Genomic DNA, 17,629 nt, shown 5'->3' with positions numbered 1-17,629 from the left:
TCGCGTCAGTCTGCCGGCGCCAGGTAGACCTTCCGCAGCGTCTCGGTCACCGTCCACACGGTCCGGTCGCCTGCCGTCAGCCGCACCACGTCGCCGGAGGCAAGCTCGAGACTCCGACCCGTGTCCGGGAAGTCGACCCGCGCGCGACCGGCGATGACGACGAACACCTCGTCGGCCTCCACGTCGGTGGTCGTCCCCGGAGCCATCTCCCAGACTCCGATCTCGAGCCCGGCGAACCGGCCGAGCTCCGCCGCGGCCGTCAGTGGGTCGTCCGCCGACCTCTCCAGCGGCAGCCCGGAGGCGCGGATGCTCCCGGTCGCGTCCAGTGCGCCGCTCACGAGTCGAACCCCAGCCCGACCGCGTCGAGCGTGCGCAGGAACGCGTTGCGCCGTCCTTCGCGATGGTCCGCCCGGTCGAGCGACCACCGGGTCAGGTTGATGCCGAGGGAGGCCGCCGGCTCCGGCGGGAACGGCAGCGGACGGCTGCGCACCATCTCCAGGCTCGTCCGCTCGGTCTCCCGGCCGGCGAGCAGGTCGAGCATCACCTGCGCGCCGAAGTGGGTCGCGGCGACCCCGAGCCCGGTGTAGCCGGTCGCGTAGGCGACAGTGCCGCCGCGGGCGGCGCCGAAGAAGGCACAGAACCGGCTGCACGTGTCGATCGCGCCGGCCCAGCGGTGCGTGAAGGTGAGGCCCTCCGCCTGGGGGAAGGTCGTGAAGAAGTGCGCGGCCAGCTTCCGGAAGGTCGCCGGCCGGTCCTCGTAGCGCTCCCGGACCCGCCCGCCGTAGTGGTACACGGCGTCGTAGCCGCCGAACAGGATGCGGTTGTCCCGGGTGAGCCGGTAGTAGTGGAACTGGTTGGCCGAGTCGCCGAGGCCCTGGCGCCCCGACCAGCCGATCGAGGCGAGCTGCTCGGCGGTCAGCGGCTCGGTCATCAGCACGTAGTCGTAGACCGGCACGGTCGCGAGCCGGTTGCGCTTGAGCAGGCTCGGGAACACGTTCGTGGCGAGGGCCGTGCGCTTCGACCGCACGACGCCCTCCGGCGTGTAGAGGGTCGTGCCGTCGCCGATGCCCTCCACCGGCGAGTGCTCGAACAGCTCGACCCCGGCCGCCTCGCAGGCCCGTGCGAGCGCGCGGGCGAGCTTGGCGGGGTGGACCAGCGCCGAGTCGCGGGTGCGGAGCAGGCCGCCGAGATAGGTGGGGGAGTGCACCTGCGCCTGCACGGCCTCCGTGTCGAGGAAGCGCGCGTGCTCGCCGTCGGCGGCCTCCCGCAGCCACTCGACCTGGTGCGGCTCGGTCGCGAGGTCGATCGCGCCGTTGCGCTCGAAGTCCGCGTCGAGGCCCAGCTCGGCGACGGTCGCCTCGATCTCGTCCAGGTTCGCCATCCCGAGCCGCTGAAGCTGGTCGAACTCCCGGCCGAAGCGGGTCCTGCCGTTCTCGTCGCCGTGCGTGAGGCTCGCCTCGCAGAAGCCGCCGTTGCGCCCGGAGGCCGCCCAGCCGATCCGGCGGCCCTCCAGCAGCACGACGCGCGCGGACGGGTTCTCCCGCTTGGCGAGCAGGGCCGTCCAGAGTCCGGTGTAGCCGCCGCCGACGACGGCGAGGTCGCACTCGATGTCGCCGCGGAACCGGGGGTAGCGGTCGCCGGGGGCGTCCTCGATCCAGAACACGGCCTGCCGGGCCGGGGCGAGCGCGTGGCTCACCACGGCGGCCGGGGGTGCCTGTCGTTCGAACACGGTGGTCGCCACGGCGATGCCCTCCTGGTGCGGTCGTCGGTGCTGATGGGGTGCTGATGGGGTGCTGATGAGGTGACTGCCGCCCATTCTGCCGGGTGGCACTCCGGATGTCCGTCGCGAATCCGACCCGACTCCGGGCAGACCGTCCGGCGCGCGGACGTGCAGGACCTCGCAGACGACACGAGGGCTGAACCGCTTCAGTTCGATGTACTCTTTCCCCGATCGACCGCGCGGAGCGGCCGGTGCGAGAGGAGCACGACGTGGGGACAGCGACCCGGGTGACGATCGGCGGCCTCGCCGACCGGCTGGGGCTCTCCAAGGCGTCGGTGTCGTACGCGCTCAACGGCCAGCCCGGTGTGAGCGACGAGACGCGGCGGCGCGTGCTCGACCTCGCCGACGAGCTCGGCTGGCATCCCAGCTCCAGCGCCCGCGCCCTCTCCCGTGCCCGGTCCGACGCGATCGGGATCGTGCTGCGCCGCGATCCCGGGCTGCTCGGCACCGAGCCGTACTACATGAGCCTGCTGGCCGGGGTGGAGGCAGAGCTCGCCGAGAGCGGGCAGTCGTTGTTGCTGCGCATGGTCGGCACCTCCAACGGGCAGGACCTCGCGGCCTACCGCCGCTGGAGCGCAGAGCAGCGCGTCGACGGCGTCATGCTGTTCGACATCACCGTCGGCGACCCGCGGCCCGCCCTCCTGGACGAGCTCGGTCTGGCGTTCGTGCTGCACGGCAACGACGAGAGCGTCGCGCCGGGGCGTGTGCTGCTCTACGACGCGTGGGGCGACGCGCACCTCCTGGTCGACCACCTGCACGGGCTCGGCCACCGGCGCATCCTGCACGTGCAGGGGCCTGCCGAGTTCGAGCACGAGCGGGAGCGCGCCGACGCGATCGCGCGTTTCGCGGCCGAACACGGGATGCAGGCGACCTCCGAGCCGTCCGACTACTCGATGGAGGCCGGCGAGCGGATCGCCGCGGGTCACGCGAGCGACCCGGAGTTGTCCGCGCTGGTGACCTCCAACGACCTCCTCGCGCTCGGCGCGCAGGCCGCCCTCCGCCGCGCGGGCCGCGACGACGTGGCCCTGGTGAGCTGGGACGACTCCCTGGTCTGCCGCCTCGGCTCGCGGCCGCTGACCGCGCTGGCGCGGTTCCCGGAGGAGCAGGGCAGGCGCGCCACCCGGATGCTGCTGGACGAGCTCGCCGGCGTCGAGACGGCGACGCGCACCGCGCGCCCCTCGGAGCTGGTGGTGCGGTCGACCAGTGTCCCGGCGACCGTGTGACCAGCAAACGGGGAGACCGCGCTGTATACCCTCGATACCTGAGGTGTCAACGCTGGAATTACTGAACCGGTTCAGTTATAGTCGCCGTGGCGTCAGGTGCGCTCCCCGGGGACGGGAGCGGCGGGCGCCCATCAAGAGACGAAGGAGTCACAATGAGGAAACGCGTCATCGCCGCCGCGGCACTGGCGGCCACGATCTCGCTCGTGGCGGCAGGTTGCAGCAGCACCGGTTCGACCTCGTCGGCCAGCGGGTCGACCATCACCTACTGGGCGAGCAACCAGGGCACCAGCCTCGACAACGACAAGCAGGTCCTGACCCCCGTGCTGAACGACTTCACCAAGCAGACCGGGGTGAAGGTCAAGCTCGAGGTGATCGGTTGGAACGACCTGCAGACGCGCATCCAGACCGCCGTCACATCCGGGCAGGGGCCCGACGTCCTGAACATCGGGAACACCTGGGCCGCCTCCCTGCAGGCGACCGGTGCGTTCCTGCCGTTCGGCGACAGCGAGATGAAGGCGATCGGAGGCAGCGACAAGTTCGTGAAGACCGCGCTGGAGACCGGCGGCGCGCCGGGCAAGACGGTGACGAGCGTCCCGCTCTACGGTCTCGCCTACGGCCTGTACTACAACAAGAAGATGTTCACCGACGCCGGCGTGCAACCGCCCACCAACTGGGAGGAGCTGGTCACCGACGCCAAGAAGCTGACGACCGGCACGCAGTACGGCTTCTCGCTCGCGGCCGGCAGCTACACCGAGAACGCCCACTTCGCGTTCATCAACTCGGCGCAGAACGGCGGGTCCTGGTTCGACAGCAAGGGCAACCCGACGTTCACCAGCCAGGCGAACATCGACGGCGTCAAGCGCTACCTCGACCTGATGCAGACCGACAAGGTCGTCAACACCTCCAACGCCCAGTACGACAACGGCGTGCAGGCGGTGAACGACTTCGCCACCGGCAAGGTCGCGATGATCCTCAGCCAGAACAACGCGGACTCGTCGATCAACGCGAACGGGATGAAGGCCGACCAGTACGGCGTCGTGCCGTTCCCGTCGCCCGAGGGCGGCAAAGCCGTCGCCAGCCACGTCGCCGGCATCAACCTGTCGATCTTCAAGAACACCAAGAACAAGGACGCCGCCCTCGAGTTCGTCAAGTACATGACCAGCTCGTCGGTGCAGACCACCCTCGGCAAGCCGTACTCCACGCTGCCGGTGCTGAACGGCGCCAAGCCGAACTTCACCGACAACGCGGACGAGGCCGCCACGTTCCAGAAGATCTACAACACGATGTCCAAGCCGCTGCCGCTGGTGCCGGCCGAGGACCAGTTCGAGAACACCGTCGGCAAGGCCATGAACGACATGTTCGCCAAGATCGCCACCGGAGGCACCGTCTCCGACTCCGACATCAAGTCGGCACTGAGCACGGCTCAGGACCAGGTGAAGCAGTCGATCGGCGGCTAGGTAGCCTAGCCCCACCGCGACGGCCGGGCGGGAGCCTCTCCCGCCCGGCCGCCGCACCCACCGAAGGAGTTCCATGTCGACGACGACATCCGTCCGGACCAGCCCCGCCCCGCCGGCCCCGGCGAAGACCCGCCGCAAGCGGCCCAAGGGCTGGTGGCTTCCGCTGGTGCTGCTGGCGCCGGCCATCCTCTTCGAGCTGCTCATCCACGTCATCCCGATGCTCACCGGGATCTGGATCAGCTTCCTGCAGCTCACCAAGTTCTTCATCGCCAACTGGAGCGAGGCGCCGTTCGTCGGCCTCAAGAACTACCAGGTCGCGCTCGACTTCAACACGTCGATCGGCGCCGGCCTGCTGACCTCGTTCCTGATCACCTGCGGGTTCACGATCCTCGTGGTCGGGCTCTCCTGGGCGCTCGGGATGGCCGCGGCCGTCGCGCTGCAGGGCCGGTTCCGCGGGCGCGGGTTCTTCCGCACCCTCTTCCTCGTGCCGTACGCGCTGCCGCTCTACGCCGGCATCATCACGTGGAAGTTCATGCTCCAGAAGGACACCGGAGCGGTCAACCACTTCCTGTTCGACAACCTCGGCCTCCCCGGTCAGAAGCCGTTCTGGCTGATCGGCGACAACGCGTTCTGGTCGATCGTCATCGTCGCGATCTGGCGGCTCTGGCCGTTCGCCTTCCTGATGCTGATGGCCGGGCTCCAGTCCATCCCGGACGAGGTCTACGAGGCGTCCGCGGTGGACGGCGCCAAGCCGTTCCGGCAGTGGCGGTCGATCACCCTTCCCATGCTCCGGCCGGTCAACGCCGTGCTGCTGCTCGTGATGTTCCTCTGGACGTTCAACGACTTCAACACGCCGTACGTGCTCTTCGGCAACGCCCAACCCGCGGCCGGCGACCTGATCTCGTTCCACATCTACAACGCGTCGTTCCTGACCTGGAACTTCGGCTCGGGAGCCGCGATGAGCGTGCTGCTGCTGATCTTCCTGCTCATCGTGTCCGGCATCTATCTGACCGTGCTCAACCGGAGGAACCGCAATGCGTGAGACCGTCTCGTCCAAAGTCTTCCGCTGGGTCGTCGTCGTCTTCCTGACCCTGTTCACGGCGGTGCCGCTCTACGTGATGATCACCTCGTCCGTGAAGCCGCTGGCGGATGTCCAAGGCGCGTTCACCTGGTGGCCGACGAACATCACGTTCCAGCCGTTCATCGACATGTGGTCGACCGTGCCGCTGGCGTCGTACTTCATCAACAGCGTCATCGTCGCCAGCGCCGCGACCATCCTCAGCCTGATCATCGCCGTGTTCGCCGCCTACGCGGTGTCGCGCTACCGGTTCAAGGGCCGCGGCGTCTTCACCACGACGGTGCTGTCCACGCAGATGTTCCCCGGTGTGCTGTTCCTGCTGCCGCTGTTCCTCATCTTCGTGAACATCAACCAGGCGGTCGGCATCCAGCTCGTCGGCACACGCTGGGGCCTGGTCATCACCTACCTGACCTTCGCGCTGCCGTTCGCGATCTGGATGCTCGCCGGCTACTTCGACGGCATCCCGCGCGACCTGGACGAGGCCGCGATGGTCGACGGCTCCGGACCGATGGGCGCGCTCTGGCACGTCGTGCTGCCCGCGGCCAAGCCGGGCCTCATCGCGGTGGCCATCTACTCGTTCATGACGAGCTGGGGCGAAGTGCTGTTCGCCTCCGTGATGACGACGGACGAGAACCGGACGCTCGCGGTCGGCCTGCAGCTCTACTCGACGCAGACGAACGTGTACTGGAACCAGATCATGGCGGCCTCGCTCGTCGTGTCGATCCCGATCGTGGTCGCGTTCCTCATCCTGCAGCGGAGCTTCGTCGCCGGCCTCACCGCCGGCGCCGTCAAGTAGCTGCGCACCCCTCGAAAGGAATCATGGACCGCCCTTCGCCCCTCCTCGCCGTCGACGGAACGCCTGTGGTCTGGCTCGGAGCGAACTTCTGGTCGCGCACCGGCGGACCGCTCATGTGGACGCGCTACGACCCTGCGGTCATCCGCCAGGAGCTGCGGGTGCTTGCCGACCACGGCCTCAACATGACCAGGTCGTTCTTCTACTGGCCGGACTTCCACCCGACCCCGGACACGCTGGACGAGCAGTGCCTGGCGAACTTCGCCGACTTCCTCGACGCGCACACCGAGACCGGGATGACCACCGTGCCGACCTTCCTGGTCGGGCACATGTCGGGCGAGAACTGGGACCCGGTGTGGCGGGAGGGGCGCGACCTCTACCGCGACGTCTGGTTCGTCGGCCGCCAGGCCTGGTACGTGCGGGAGCTCACCGCGCGGTTCGCCGCGCACCCCGCCGTGTCCGGCTGGCTGCTGACCAACGAGGTGCCGATCTACGGCGGGGAGGCGCCGCGGCCCATCGTGGACGCCTGGGCCTCCCTGCTGGTGAACGCCGTCCGGGCGGGCGGCGGCACCCAGCCGGTCGCGGTCGGCGACGGGGCCTGGGGGATCGAGACGACCGGGCACGACAACGGCTTCTCGGTGCGCGACCTCGCCCGGTTCACCGACTTCGTCGGCCCGCACGTCTACCGGATGGAGACCGACCAGACCCGCCAACACCTCAAGGCGGCGTACATCGCGGAGCTGTCCGGCATCGGCCTGCCGGTCATCATGGAGGAGTTCGGCCTCACCAGCGACTTCGTCTCCGACGAGGGCGCTGCCTCCTACTACCGGCAGCTGCTCTACACGACCCTGCTCGCCGGGGCGACCGGCTGGATCGCCTGGAACAACACCGACTACGACGACCTCGCCGACCAGCGGCCCTACTCCCACCACCCGTTCGAGATGCACTTCGGCATCACCGACCGGCACGGCGCGCCCAAGCCGCCGCTGCGCGAGCTCGCCCGGTTCGCCGCCGACCTGGCCGCGATCGACCTCCCGAACGCGCGGCGCACGCCGGTGGACGCCGCGATCGTCGTGCCGTCGCACCTGGAGGCGGACTATCCGTTCACGAACGAGACCGAGCGCGCCCACATCGTCGCGACCGGTGAGCAGGCGTACCTGGCGGCCCACGAGGCGCACATCCCGGTCGCGGTGGTCCGCGAGCGGGAGGACGGCGGCCTCCCGGTCGGCTACGGCCTGTACCTGCTGCCGTCGGTCAAGCAGCTCTGCGCGACGTCGTGGCTGCAGCTGGAGGAGCTGGCGCGGGACGGGGCGACCGTGTACGCGTCGTACTCGCACGGCGACAGCGGCGTGCAGCGCGGGCCGTGGTGGACGAACACGGAGGCGATCTTCGGCGTCCGTCCGCAGAGCGCGTACGGGCTCGCCGAGCCGGTGACCGACGAGGCGGCGACCATCCGGTTCACGGCCGACTTCGGGCCCCTTCCGGCCGGAACGGTGCTGACCTTCCCCGCGGCCGGCAACGAGAACGGCCGGACGTTCCTGCCGGTGCGGGCGACCTCCGGGACCGTCGTCGCGGTGGACGCGCACGGCCGTCCGGCGATCGTGGTGAAGGAGCACGGCGCGGGCCGCGCGGTCCTGTCGACGTACCCGCTGGAGTACTTCGCGTCCGCACGGGCGCGCAGCAACCCCGAGGAGACCTGGCGGCTGTACGACGCGCTGGCCTCGGTGGCCGACGTGGAGCGCGATGTGCGCCTCGACGACCCGCGGGTCTTCGTGGACACGATCGTCCACGACGACGGCCGGCGCTTCGCCGTGTTCGTGTCGCAGCATGCGACAGGCGTCACCGTGCGGCCGGAGGTCGCGGGGGAGTTGCGCACGCTCACCGGTGAGCCGGCGGCGGAGCTGGCGCTCGCGCCGTACGGGGTGGCGGTGCGGGAGGTCGTGTTCGACTGACATCGCGCGCGGTCAAGCGCTCGCCGGCGATCCACTAGGCTCTGGCCATGTCGAATCGGGGGATTCTCTCGGCCGTCTATGCCGCTGTGTCAGCCATTGCACTCGTCGTCCTGCTGAGCGGCTGCTCGGCCGGGCTTGCGCCCGCGGACGCGACGGTCAGCAGCGTGCCGACGGCCACGACGCTGACGGCGACGACGCCGCCCGTGGTCGAGTCGTCACCGGCGCCGCAGCCGCTCGACGCCCAGAGCGCGTGGAACGCGTGCGCGGAGACCGCGCGCGAGAACTACGTCGCCCAGAATCCGGGTTCGTCGATCAATCCATTCGAGCCGGCCAAGGACCAGCTCACCACGGCCGGCGACGGGTCGGTGATCATGATCGTCAGCGTCAAGCCTCCGCAGCCCATCGAGGGCGTGGGCTCGATCGTCGTCATCTGCACGATGGCGGGCACCGCAGATGCTCCCGTCGTAGTCGAGTGGACGATGAAGGACGTCTGACTCTTCGTACGTCCGGCTCAGAGTGCCGTCGGCGCGTGGCGCTCGAGGAAGTCGTAGACCTCCGTCGAGTCCACGCCGGGGAACGTCCCCGTCGGCAGCGCGGCCAGCAGGGAGGTGGGGGTGCGCGCCGCCGGCCACGCCATCCCCTCCCAGCGGTCGGCGAGCGCCCCTGACGGCCGGCGGCAGCACGACTCGTCCGGGCAGCGCGACACCGCCCGGTGGGTCGTCTCGCGGCCGCGGAACCACTTCACGTGCGCGAACGGCACGCCGACGCTCACCGAGTAGTCGCCCTCCTTGGCCTTCTCGATCCGGGAGGTGCACCAGAACGTCCCGCGCGGGGTATCCGTGTACTGGTAGTAGGGGCTGAACCGGTCGGCGACGTCGAAGACCGTGCGGGCCGTCCAGCTCCGGCAGACCGGCGTCCCCTCGATCGCGCCCAGCGCGTCGGACGGGAAGGCCACCGAGTCGTTCTCGTACGCCTTGATGATCGTCCCGGACTCGTGGACCTTCATGAAGTGCACCGGGATGCCGAGCCGCGCGGTCGCCAGGTTGGTGAACCGGTGGCAGGCGGTCTCGTACGACACCGCGAAGGCGTCCCGGAGGTCCTCCATCGAGATGCGGCGGAAGTTCTTGGCCTCGGTCAGGAACGACACCGCGTCCTTCTCCGGCAGCAGGAGCGCGGCGGTGAGGTAGTTCGTCTCCACTCGCTGACGCAGAAAGTCGGCGTAATTTCCGGGTTCGTCGTGACCGAGGAGCTGGGAGGCGAAGGCCTGCAGGATGGGGGAGCGGGAGTCCCGGGAGGCCGACTGCTCGGTCGGCAGGTAGATGCGGCCGTTGCGCTTGTCGGTCACCGACCGGGTGGAGTGCGGGAGGTCGCCGACGTAGTGCAGCGAGAACCCGAGCCGGTCGGCCATGTCCGCCACGGTCTGGTGCGAGACCGGGCCACCGGTGTGCCCGACGGCGCCGAGCAGGTCGGCGGCGATGGCCTCCAGGTCGGCGAAGTAGTTGTCGCGGGCGCGCATCGTCGCCCGCAGCTCGGCGTTGGCGCGGCGGGCCTCCTCGGGGGTCGCCGCGCGCTCCTTGTGCAGCCGCGCGACCTCCTGGTGCAGGGCCAGGATCGCCCGCAATGTCGCGTCGGGGACGGACTTGGACACCCGCACCTGGTCGATCCCGAGGGCGCCGAACACCGGCCCGCGCTGGGCCCGCTCGACCGCGATCTCCAGGGCCGCGCGCTCGTCCGGTGCGTCGGGGGCGAGAAGGTCGTCCACCGTCACGCCGAGGGCGGCGGCGATCGCGCGAAGCTGGGCGAGCCGAGGCTCCCGGTTGCCGTTCTCGATCGCGGACACCTGCGACGGCGCCCGGTCGATCGCGGTGGCGAGCGCCTCCAGGGTCATCGCCCTCTCGAGGCGGAACGCGCGCACACGCCGGCCGAGGGTGAGCGCGTCGGCTCCGGTCGGCTCGTCGTCGATCCGGACAGCGGTGTCGGTCATGCAGGCCATGCTGACACTCCGGCGAAGTTCTAGCAAACAGAAGAACCCGTGAATTTCTGTGGACGGATCTTCCCCAGACCTGTTGCGGCCGGGCCACGATCGTGTCAAACGATCCGACCGATGGAGGTCACCATGAACCCCGAAGCCCGCCCCGGCGACACCACGCAGACCGCCGCCGAGCTCCGCCTCGAGTGGGACGCCGACCCGCGCTGGTCCGGCATCCGCCGCGACTACACGGCCGAAGACGTGGTGGCGCTCCGCGGCCCGGTGCGCGAGGAGCAGACGCTCGCCCGCCGCGGCGCCGAGAAGCTCTGGGAGCTCATCCAGCGCGACGGCGCAGGGGAGGACCCGAAGTGGGTCGCCGCGCTCGGCGCCCTCACCGGCAACCAGGCCGTCCAGCAGGTCCGCGCGGGCCTGGAGGCCATCTACCTCTCCGGCTGGCAGGTCGCGGCCGACGCCAACCTGTCCGGCCAGACCTACCCCGACCAGAGCCTGTACCCGGCCAACTCGGTCCCCGCGGTGGTCCGCCGCATCAACAACGCGCTGCTGCGGGCGGGCCAGGTCGAAGGGACCGACGGCCCGGTGTCCGACTGGATGGCGCCCATCGTCGCCGACGCGGAGGCCGGCTTCGGCGGCCCGCTCAACGCCTACGAGCTCATGCACGGGATGATCCAGGCCGGCGCCGCGGGCGTGCACTGGGAGGACCAGCTCGCGAGCGAGAAGAAGTGCGGCCACATGGGCGGCAAGGTGCTCATCCCGACCGGACAGCACATCCGCACCCTCAACGCCGCGCGCCTGGCGGCCGACGTCGCCGGCGTCCCCACCATCGTGATCGCCCGCACCGACTCGCTCGCCGCCACTCTGCTCACCAGCGACCACGACGAGCGCGACCGGCCGTTCCTCACCGGGACTCGCACGGCGGAGGGCTTCTACGAGGTGAACAACGGCATCGAGCCGGTCATCGCCCGCGGCCTCGCCTACGCGCCGTACGCCGACCTGCTCTGGGTGGAGTCCGCCGAGCCCGACCTGGAGCTCGCCCGCCGGTTCGCCGAGGCCGTGCACGCGCAGTTCCCCGGCAAGAAGCTGGCCTACAACTGCTCGCCGTCGTTCAACTGGCGCAAGCACCTGGACGACGAGACGATCGCCCGGTTCCAGCGCGAGCTGGCGGCGATGGGCTATGCGTTCCAGTTCATCACCCTCGCGGGCTTCCACGCCCTCAACTACTCCATGTTCACGCTCGCCAAGGACTACGCCGACCGGCAGATGAGCGCGTACGTGGACCTCCAGGAGGCCGAATTCGCCTCCGAGAGCTCCGGCTACACCGCCACCCGCCACCAGCGGGAGGTCGGCACCGGCTACTTCGACCGCATCGCGACCGCGCTCAACCCCACCAGCGCCACCCTCGCCCTCGTCGGCTCCACCGAACAGCACCAGTTCTGATCCGCCCCGCGGACACCTCGAAAGGACAACGACCATGATCGAGATCACCGGTCCCCGCGTCGACGGGACCGACGACATCCTGACCCCGGAGGCGCTCGCCTTCGTCGACCACCTGCACCAGGCCTTCGCCGCGCGCCGCCAGGAGCTCCTGCTGGAGCGCCAGCGCCGCCGCGGGGAGGCCGGCAACGGCCGCGACCCGCGCTTCCTCTCCGCCACCGAGGCGATCCGCGAGGACCCGCACTGGCGGGTCGCCGGCGCCGGTCCCGGCCTGGAGGACCGCCGCGTGGAGATCACCGGCCCGACCGACCCGAAGATGGCGATCAACGCCCTCAACTCGGGAGCCAGGGTCTGGCTCGCCGACCAGGAGGACGCCACCAGCCCCACCTGGGCGAACGTCGTCGGCGGCCAGCGCACCCTGCACGACGCGGTCCGCGGGCAGCTCGCCTTCACCAGCCCCGAGGGTAAGGACTACCGGGTCACCACGCCGCACGAGCACACCCCGACCATCGTGATGCGCCCGCGCGGCTGGCACCTGGTCGAGAAGCACCTCGCCTTCACCGACCGCGCCGGGCGCACCGCCCCGGCGAGCGCCTCCCTCACCGACTTCGGCCTGTACTTCTGGCACAACGCCGAGGAGCTGGTCGCGTCGGGCCGCGGGCCGTACTTCTACCTGCCGAAACTGGAGTCGCACCTGGAGGCGCGGCTCTGGAACGACATCTTCGTCTTCGCCCAGCAGCGGATCGGGATGCCGGTCGGCACGGTCCGGGCGACGGTCCTCATCGAGACCATCCCGGCCGCGTTCGAGATGGAGGAGATCCTCTACGAGCTGCGCGACCACTGCGCCGGCCTCAACGCCGGCCGCTGGGACTACATCTTCTCGATCATCAAGACGTTCCTCGGCCGCGGCAAGCGCTTCGCGTTCGGCGACCGCAGCGGCATCACGATGACGGTCCCGTTCATGCGGGCCTACACCGAGCTGCTGGTTGCGACGTGCCACAAGCGCGGCGCCCACGCGATCGGCGGGATGAGCGCCTTCATCCCGAACCGCCGCGACGCCGAGGCGACCGAGCGCGCCCTCGGGCAGGTCGCCGACGACAAGCGCCGGGAGGCCGGCGACGGCTTCGACGGGACCTGGGTCGCCCATCCCGACCTGATCCCGACCGCGCTCGCCGAATTCGACGCGGTGCTCGGCGACCGGCCGAACCAGGTCACCCGGCAGCGCGACGACGTGCACGTCACGGCCGCCGACCTGCTGGACGTCACGACAGCCGGCGGCACGGTCACCGACGCGGGCGTGCGCTCGAACGTCTCGGTCGCCCTCCGCTACATCGAGGCGTGGCTGCGCGGCACAGGGGCCGTCGCGATCGACGGGCTGATGGAGGACGCCGCGACCGCGGAGATCTCCCGTTCGCTGCTTCGGCAGTGGATCGAGAACCGGGTCGTCACCGCGGAGGGCACGCCGGTCGACCGGGCGCTCGTCGCCGGGATCCTGGCCGAGGAGTGCATGCGGCTCAGCTCCGCCGCGCGCACCGGGGGAGTGGCGGACCGCTTCGACGACGCGGCCGAACTGCTGGCCGAGGTGTCGCTCGCGGAGGAGTTCCCGACCTTCCTGACCATCCCGGCGTACACCTGGTTCCTCGTGGACGACGCGGAGCAGGAGACCGAGGAGGAGCTGGCGCCGGCCGTCTGAACCGGGCGTGGCCGGCGTCGACGGCTGTGGTTGCCGTCACCGGGGGTGGTGCTCGAGATATCTCTCGAGCACCACCCCCTGATTCAGTTCCGGGTCGCGTGCGCCGACGAGCAGCGTGACGACCGGATGCGTGTCACCCAGCTCACGGAGTTGGGCCACCGCCGGGTTCGCGTCGAGCTCGGCGTCGTACCGCGCGGTGAACTCGTCGAACAGCGGGGACTCGTGGTGGAACCAGCGGCGCAGCTCGGTGGAGGGCGCGACGTCCTTGAGCCAGAGGTCCACCCTGGCCTTCTCCTTGGTGAGGCCGCGCGGCCACAGCCGGTCGACCAGCACGCGGAGGCCGTCCTCGACGGCGGGCGGGTCGTAGACGCGCTTGACGCGATAGACCATGGCGGACTCCTACAGCATTGTGAGGGTCGGCTCCTCGTGGGTGCCGACCGGGAAGTGGGCGAGGAAGACGACACCCTCCGGGCCGGCGTCGAACCGCGCGATCCTGGCGCCCTCCTCCTCGTAGAAGGTGTCACCGGCCGCCAGGGTGACCACGGCCCCGCCCTCGACCTGGTACAGGGCCGAGCCGCGCTCGATCGATCCGACCACCGGGCCGTTGTGGAGGTGGAGGCCGCCCGCGACGCCCGGCTGCATCGTGATGCGGCGGGTCTGGATGCGGCCCACCGGGCGCGGGTTGGCGAGCGTCACGTCCTGCACGATCTCCCGGTCGATCGGCGGGACCTCCTCGGCGCTCACAGCGGGGCCAGCAGTGCGTCGCGGAGGCCGTCGCTGATCCCGGGCGGGACCTCGACCGCGACGCCGAGCGCCTGGATGGCGCGGCTGAAGTAGTTGCGCGCCGCGGCGGCCAGCGTGATGTCCACGATCTCGCGGTCCGTGAAGCCGAGCTCGCGCAGGCGGAGCGAGTCGGCCTCCGTCATCGACGCGGCGTTCGTGCTGATGCGCTCGGCGTACTCCATCATCGCGACCTCCGCCTCGGAGAGCCCGGCGTCATGGAAGTCGCGGGCCACGGCCTCCACGTCGTCCGCGTCCATGACGGCGAGCGACTTGCGGCCGTGGGCGAGCCGACAGTGCTGCGAGTGCGTGCCCTGCGCCGCGGCCAGCGTCACGAGCTCGAAGCGCCGTACGCCGAGCTGGGCGATGATCGCCCGGACGAGCTGCTCCCAGGCGCGGTACGCCTCGGGATTGAACGCCATCACGCGCGTGTACTCGGCCACGTAGCCGAGGTCGCGCTCGTCTTTCGCGTAGATGTCCGCGACGTCACCCCGTCGCGTCCTCAGGGTCGGGGGTCTGGATGATGGTCACGGCTGCCTCCTCGCGTCGTCTGGAGTATCGTCCCACCACGGCGGACGGCCGTGCCAGAGCGGGGCGCACCACTGCCGAGGGGCACGTTGTTGTCACTTGTCGCGCCCGGAAGTGACAACGACGTGCCCCTCGGCGGGTTGGGGTCAGTGCGCGAAGGCTGCTTCGGAGGGGGCGTCGGCGGGCTTGCTGACGAAGAACGAGCCGACGACCCCGAACAGCGAGATGATCGCCGCCGCGAAGAACGCCGCGCGGATGCCGCCCGCGGTGGCCGCGTCGAGCGAGGCCCCGCCCGCCGCGAGGGCCGCGGTCTGCGCCGAGAGCACAGCCACCAGCAGCGCCGTCCCCGCCGCGCCGCCGACCTGCTGGATGGTGCCGAGGATGGCGCTGCCGTGGGAGTACAGGTGCGGAGGCACCGCGCCGAGGCCGGCCGTGAAGAGCGGCGTGAACATCAGCGCCAGGCCGAGGCTCATCGTGATGTGCGCGATCAGCACGAGGTAGATCGGGGTGGTCTCGGTCACCATCGTCAGCGACCACATCACCAGGCTCACCAGGATCGCCCCCGGAATCACCAGCGGACGCGGGCCGATCCGGTCGTAGAGCCGGCCGACGAACGGCGCCGCGAGGCCCATCACCAGCCCGCCGGGCAGCAGGAGCAGTCCGGTGCCGAGCACGTCGAGGTGCAGTACATGCTGCAGGTAGAGCGGGAGGACGATGATCACGCCGAACAACGAGGCCGTGGTGATGGCCATGAGCACGATCGCGGCCGTGAAGATCGGGCTGCGGAACGTCCGGAGGTCGAGCAGCGCACGATCCTTGCGCTGCAGCAGGAGCTGCCGCGTGATGAAGGCCGCGAGCGCGACGACGCCGACCGCGAGGGAGGTCCACATGATGGGCGCGTTGCCCGCCGCCGCCGGTCCGGTCTCGCCGCTCAGGGTGAGGCCGTAGACCAGGCCGCCGAAGCCGAACGCGGAAAGGATGACGGACAGCACATCCACCCGGCTCTTGCTGGTCTCCGTCACGTTCTCGACGAACTTCATTCCGATCAGCAGCATGACGAGCGCGATCGGCAGCACGATCAGGAAGATCCAGCGCCAGGCCAGGAAGTTGAGGATGATGCCGGAGATGGTCGGGCCGATCGCCGGCGCGACCGAGATGACGATCGAGACGTTGCCCATCGTGCGTCCGCGCAGCGCGGGCGGCACCAGCGTCATCAGCGTGGTCATCAGCAGCGGCAGCATGATCGCCGTGCCGCAGGCCTGGATCACGCGCGCGACCACGAGGATGCTGAAGCCCGGCGCGAGGGCGGCGACGAGCGTGCCGAGCGAGAACAGTGACATCGCGGCGATGAAGACCTGACGAGTGGTGAACCGCTGCAGCAGGAAGCCGGTGATCGGGATGACCACGGCCATCGTCAGCATGAACGCGGTCGAGAGCCACTGAGCGGCGAGCGCGTCGATGTGGAGGTCGTCCATCAGCTTGGGGATTGCGACGCTCATGATCGTCTCGTTGAGGATCACGACGAACGTGGCTGCGAGCAGCAGCCAGATGACGCGCTGGTCGCGCGGCGCGATGCGCGGCTGCTCCGCCTCCCGTGCTTTCGCGTCGCTGGGGGACCCAGCGAGCGCGCCGGTGTCGATGGTGTCGGCGGGCGCAGGTGAGGTCTTCTCAGTCACTGGTCCACACTATCCACGACCCCCGACATCGTGGGTTTCGAACAGATGAACTCGGGCCCGCGTTCACTCTCCGCTTAACCCGGAATAAAGGAGCCGTCAGGACGCCAGTCCGGAGACCTCGCGGACGGCCTCCGCGACAGCCGGGGCGACGGCGAGGAGGGCGTCCGCGGTGACGTCGGGGCCCCAGGAGAACCGCACCGCCGTGCGGGCCACGTCCTCGTCGTAGCCGAGCGCGAGCAGCACGTGCGAGGCATCCTCGCTGCCGGCCGCGCACGCCGAGCCGCTGGAGGACACGATCCCGCGGCGCTCCAGCTCCAGCAGCACCGTCTCGCCGTTGGTGCCGGGGAAGACGAAGGAGGCCGTGCCCGGCAGGCGCGCCGACGCGTGGCCGGTCAGCTCCGCCCCGGGGGTCTGCGCCAGCACCGCGGCCGTGAACGCGTCGCGCGCCGCCGTGGCGCGGGCGGCGTTGGCCTCCCGGTCGCGCAGGACCAGCCGTGCGGCCGTGGCCAGCGCGACCGCGCCCGCGACGTTCTCGGTGCCGGATCGACGCCCGCGCTCCTGGCCGCCGCCGTGCAGCACCGGCTCGAGCGGGAGCCTGCCTCGCACGTACAGAGCGCCGATCCCTTTGGGCGCACCGATCTTGTGCCCGGAGACACTGAGCGCGTCGACGCCGAGCTCGCGCACGTCGAGCGGGAGCCAGCCCGCCGCCTGCACCGCGTCCGTGTGGAAGGGCACGCCCTGCGCGTGGGCCAGCGCCGCCAGCTCGGCGACCGGCTGGACGGTGCCCACCTCGTTGTTGGCGAGCATCACGCTGGCGAGCGTCGTGTCCGGCCGCAGCGCCGCCGCGAAGTCGTCGGGGGAGACCAGGCCGTCACGCCCGACCGTGACGAACGTCGCCTCGAACCCGTGCACGCGCACCAGATAGTCGACGGAGGCCAGAACGGCCTCGTGCTCGATGGGCGTCGTGACGATGTGCCGGCCCCGGGGCGCGCCGAACGCGATCCCCTTGACCGCGAGGTTGTCCGCCTCGGTGCCGCCCGAGGTGAAGACGACCTCCGACGCCCGGCAGCCGAGCCACTCGGCGACCGTCGCGCGCGCCGCGGCCAGGGCGCGGGCCGCCGACTCGCCGACCTCGTGGTGGCTCGACGGGTTTCCGAAGTCGCCGGTGAGGTACGGCCACATCGCCTCCAGGACCTCCCGGCGCACCGCGGAGGTCGCGGCGGCGTCGAGGTACAGGCCGGTCATGAG

General features: G+C 70.5%; 16 protein-coding genes. 8 read left to right on the top strand and 8 right to left on the bottom strand.

The annotated features are described in order from the left end of the window. Positions 1-5 precede the first annotated feature (5 nt). The gene (locus tag ABH923_RS04260) at positions 6-338 is read right to left on the bottom strand and encodes a cupin domain-containing protein (RefSeq protein WP_370054131.1); all 333 of its coding nucleotides are present in this window, start codon (positions 336-338) and stop codon (positions 6-8) included. Continuing rightward, positions 335-1,741, bottom strand: coding sequence for an NAD(P)/FAD-dependent oxidoreductase (locus tag ABH923_RS04255; protein WP_370054130.1), 1,407 nt, complete (start codon positions 1,739-1,741; stop codon positions 335-337). Before ABH923_RS04255 ends, ABH923_RS04260 begins: the two co-directional genes overlap by 4 nt. 248 nt (positions 1,742-1,989) lie before the next feature. On the opposite strand from ABH923_RS04255, the gene ABH923_RS04250 reads away from it, so the two are divergent. From ABH923_RS04250 to ABH923_RS04225, 6 genes are all read left to right on the top strand, one after another. After that, entirely contained in the window at positions 1,990-3,003 is a 1,014-nt protein-coding gene (locus ABH923_RS04250; RefSeq protein ID WP_370054129.1) for a LacI family DNA-binding transcriptional regulator, read from the top strand. Positions 3,004-3,155: 152 nt separating this feature from the next. Beyond that, positions 3,156-4,460 (top strand): sugar ABC transporter substrate-binding protein, encoded by a 1,305-nt coding sequence (locus ABH923_RS04245; protein ID WP_370054128.1) that lies wholly within the window; start codon positions 3,156-3,158, stop codon positions 4,458-4,460. 73 nt (positions 4,461-4,533) lie between these two features. After that, positions 4,534-5,502 (top strand): carbohydrate ABC transporter permease, encoded by a 969-nt coding sequence (locus tag ABH923_RS04240; protein ID WP_370054127.1) that lies wholly within the window; start codon positions 4,534-4,536, stop codon positions 5,500-5,502. Next, entirely contained in the window at positions 5,495-6,334 is an 840-nt protein-coding gene (locus tag ABH923_RS04235; RefSeq protein ID WP_370054126.1) for a carbohydrate ABC transporter permease, read from the top strand. The genes ABH923_RS04240 and ABH923_RS04235 overlap by 8 nt, the downstream gene beginning before the upstream one ends. Positions 6,335-6,357: 23 nt before the next feature. Continuing rightward, entirely contained in the window at positions 6,358-8,283 is a 1,926-nt protein-coding gene (locus ABH923_RS04230) for a cellulase family glycosylhydrolase (RefSeq protein WP_370054125.1), read from the top strand. A 47-nt stretch (positions 8,284-8,330) separates the two neighbouring features. Then, entirely contained in the window at positions 8,331-8,777 is a 447-nt protein-coding gene (locus ABH923_RS04225; RefSeq protein ID WP_370054124.1) for a hypothetical protein, read from the top strand. 17 nt (positions 8,778-8,794) lie between these two features. On the opposite strand, the gene ABH923_RS04220 is transcribed toward ABH923_RS04225, so the two are convergent. After that, on the bottom strand, positions 8,795-10,267 hold the full coding sequence (locus ABH923_RS04220) for a helix-turn-helix domain-containing protein (protein WP_370054123.1): 1,473 nt from the start codon (positions 10,265-10,267) through the stop codon (positions 8,795-8,797). Between the two features lie 120 nt (positions 10,268-10,387). On the opposite strand from ABH923_RS04220, the gene aceA reads away from it, so the two are divergent. Together aceA and aceB are read left to right on the top strand one after the other, a co-directional pair. Continuing rightward, positions 10,388-11,707, top strand: coding sequence for an isocitrate lyase (gene aceA / locus ABH923_RS04215; RefSeq protein ID WP_370054122.1), 1,320 nt, complete (start codon positions 10,388-10,390; stop codon positions 11,705-11,707). Between the two features lie 34 nt (positions 11,708-11,741). Next, on the top strand, positions 11,742-13,397 hold the full coding sequence (gene aceB, locus ABH923_RS04210; protein WP_370054121.1) for a malate synthase A: 1,656 nt from the start codon (positions 11,742-11,744) through the stop codon (positions 13,395-13,397). A 36-nt stretch (positions 13,398-13,433) separates the two neighbouring features. Here the strand turns inward: aceB and ABH923_RS04205 are convergent, their stop codons facing one another. The 5 genes from ABH923_RS04205 to ABH923_RS04185 form a co-directional block, all read right to left on the bottom strand. Continuing rightward, positions 13,434-13,787, bottom strand: a complete 354-nt coding sequence (locus tag ABH923_RS04205) for a DUF488 domain-containing protein (protein WP_370054120.1) — start codon at positions 13,785-13,787, stop codon at positions 13,434-13,436. A 9-nt stretch (positions 13,788-13,796) separates the two neighbouring features. After that, on the bottom strand, positions 13,797-14,141 hold the full coding sequence (locus tag ABH923_RS04200; protein WP_370054119.1) for a hypothetical protein: 345 nt from the start codon (positions 14,139-14,141) through the stop codon (positions 13,797-13,799). Then, a complete protein-coding gene (locus ABH923_RS04195) occupies positions 14,138-14,653 on the bottom strand; it encodes a carboxymuconolactone decarboxylase family protein (protein ID WP_370057296.1) in 516 nt (171 codons plus the stop codon). The genes ABH923_RS04200 and ABH923_RS04195 overlap by 4 nt, the downstream gene beginning before the upstream one ends. A 198-nt stretch (positions 14,654-14,851) precedes the next feature. Continuing rightward, positions 14,852-16,381, bottom strand: coding sequence for an MDR family MFS transporter (locus ABH923_RS04190; RefSeq protein ID WP_370054118.1), 1,530 nt, complete (start codon positions 16,379-16,381; stop codon positions 14,852-14,854). 96 nt (positions 16,382-16,477) lie between these two features. Beyond that, entirely contained in the window at positions 16,478-17,626 is a 1,149-nt protein-coding gene (locus tag ABH923_RS04185) for a cysteine desulfurase family protein (RefSeq protein ID WP_370054117.1), read from the bottom strand. Positions 17,627-17,629: the final 3 nt, after the last annotated feature.

The sequence above is a fragment of the Leifsonia sp. EB41 genome, assembly GCF_041262565.1.
In the GTDB taxonomy this organism is placed as follows: Bacteria; Actinomycetota; Actinomycetes; order Actinomycetales; family Microbacteriaceae; genus Leifsonia.
The sequence above is the reverse complement of the archived record's forward strand: the minus strand, read 5'-3'. Positions and strand labels throughout refer to the sequence as shown.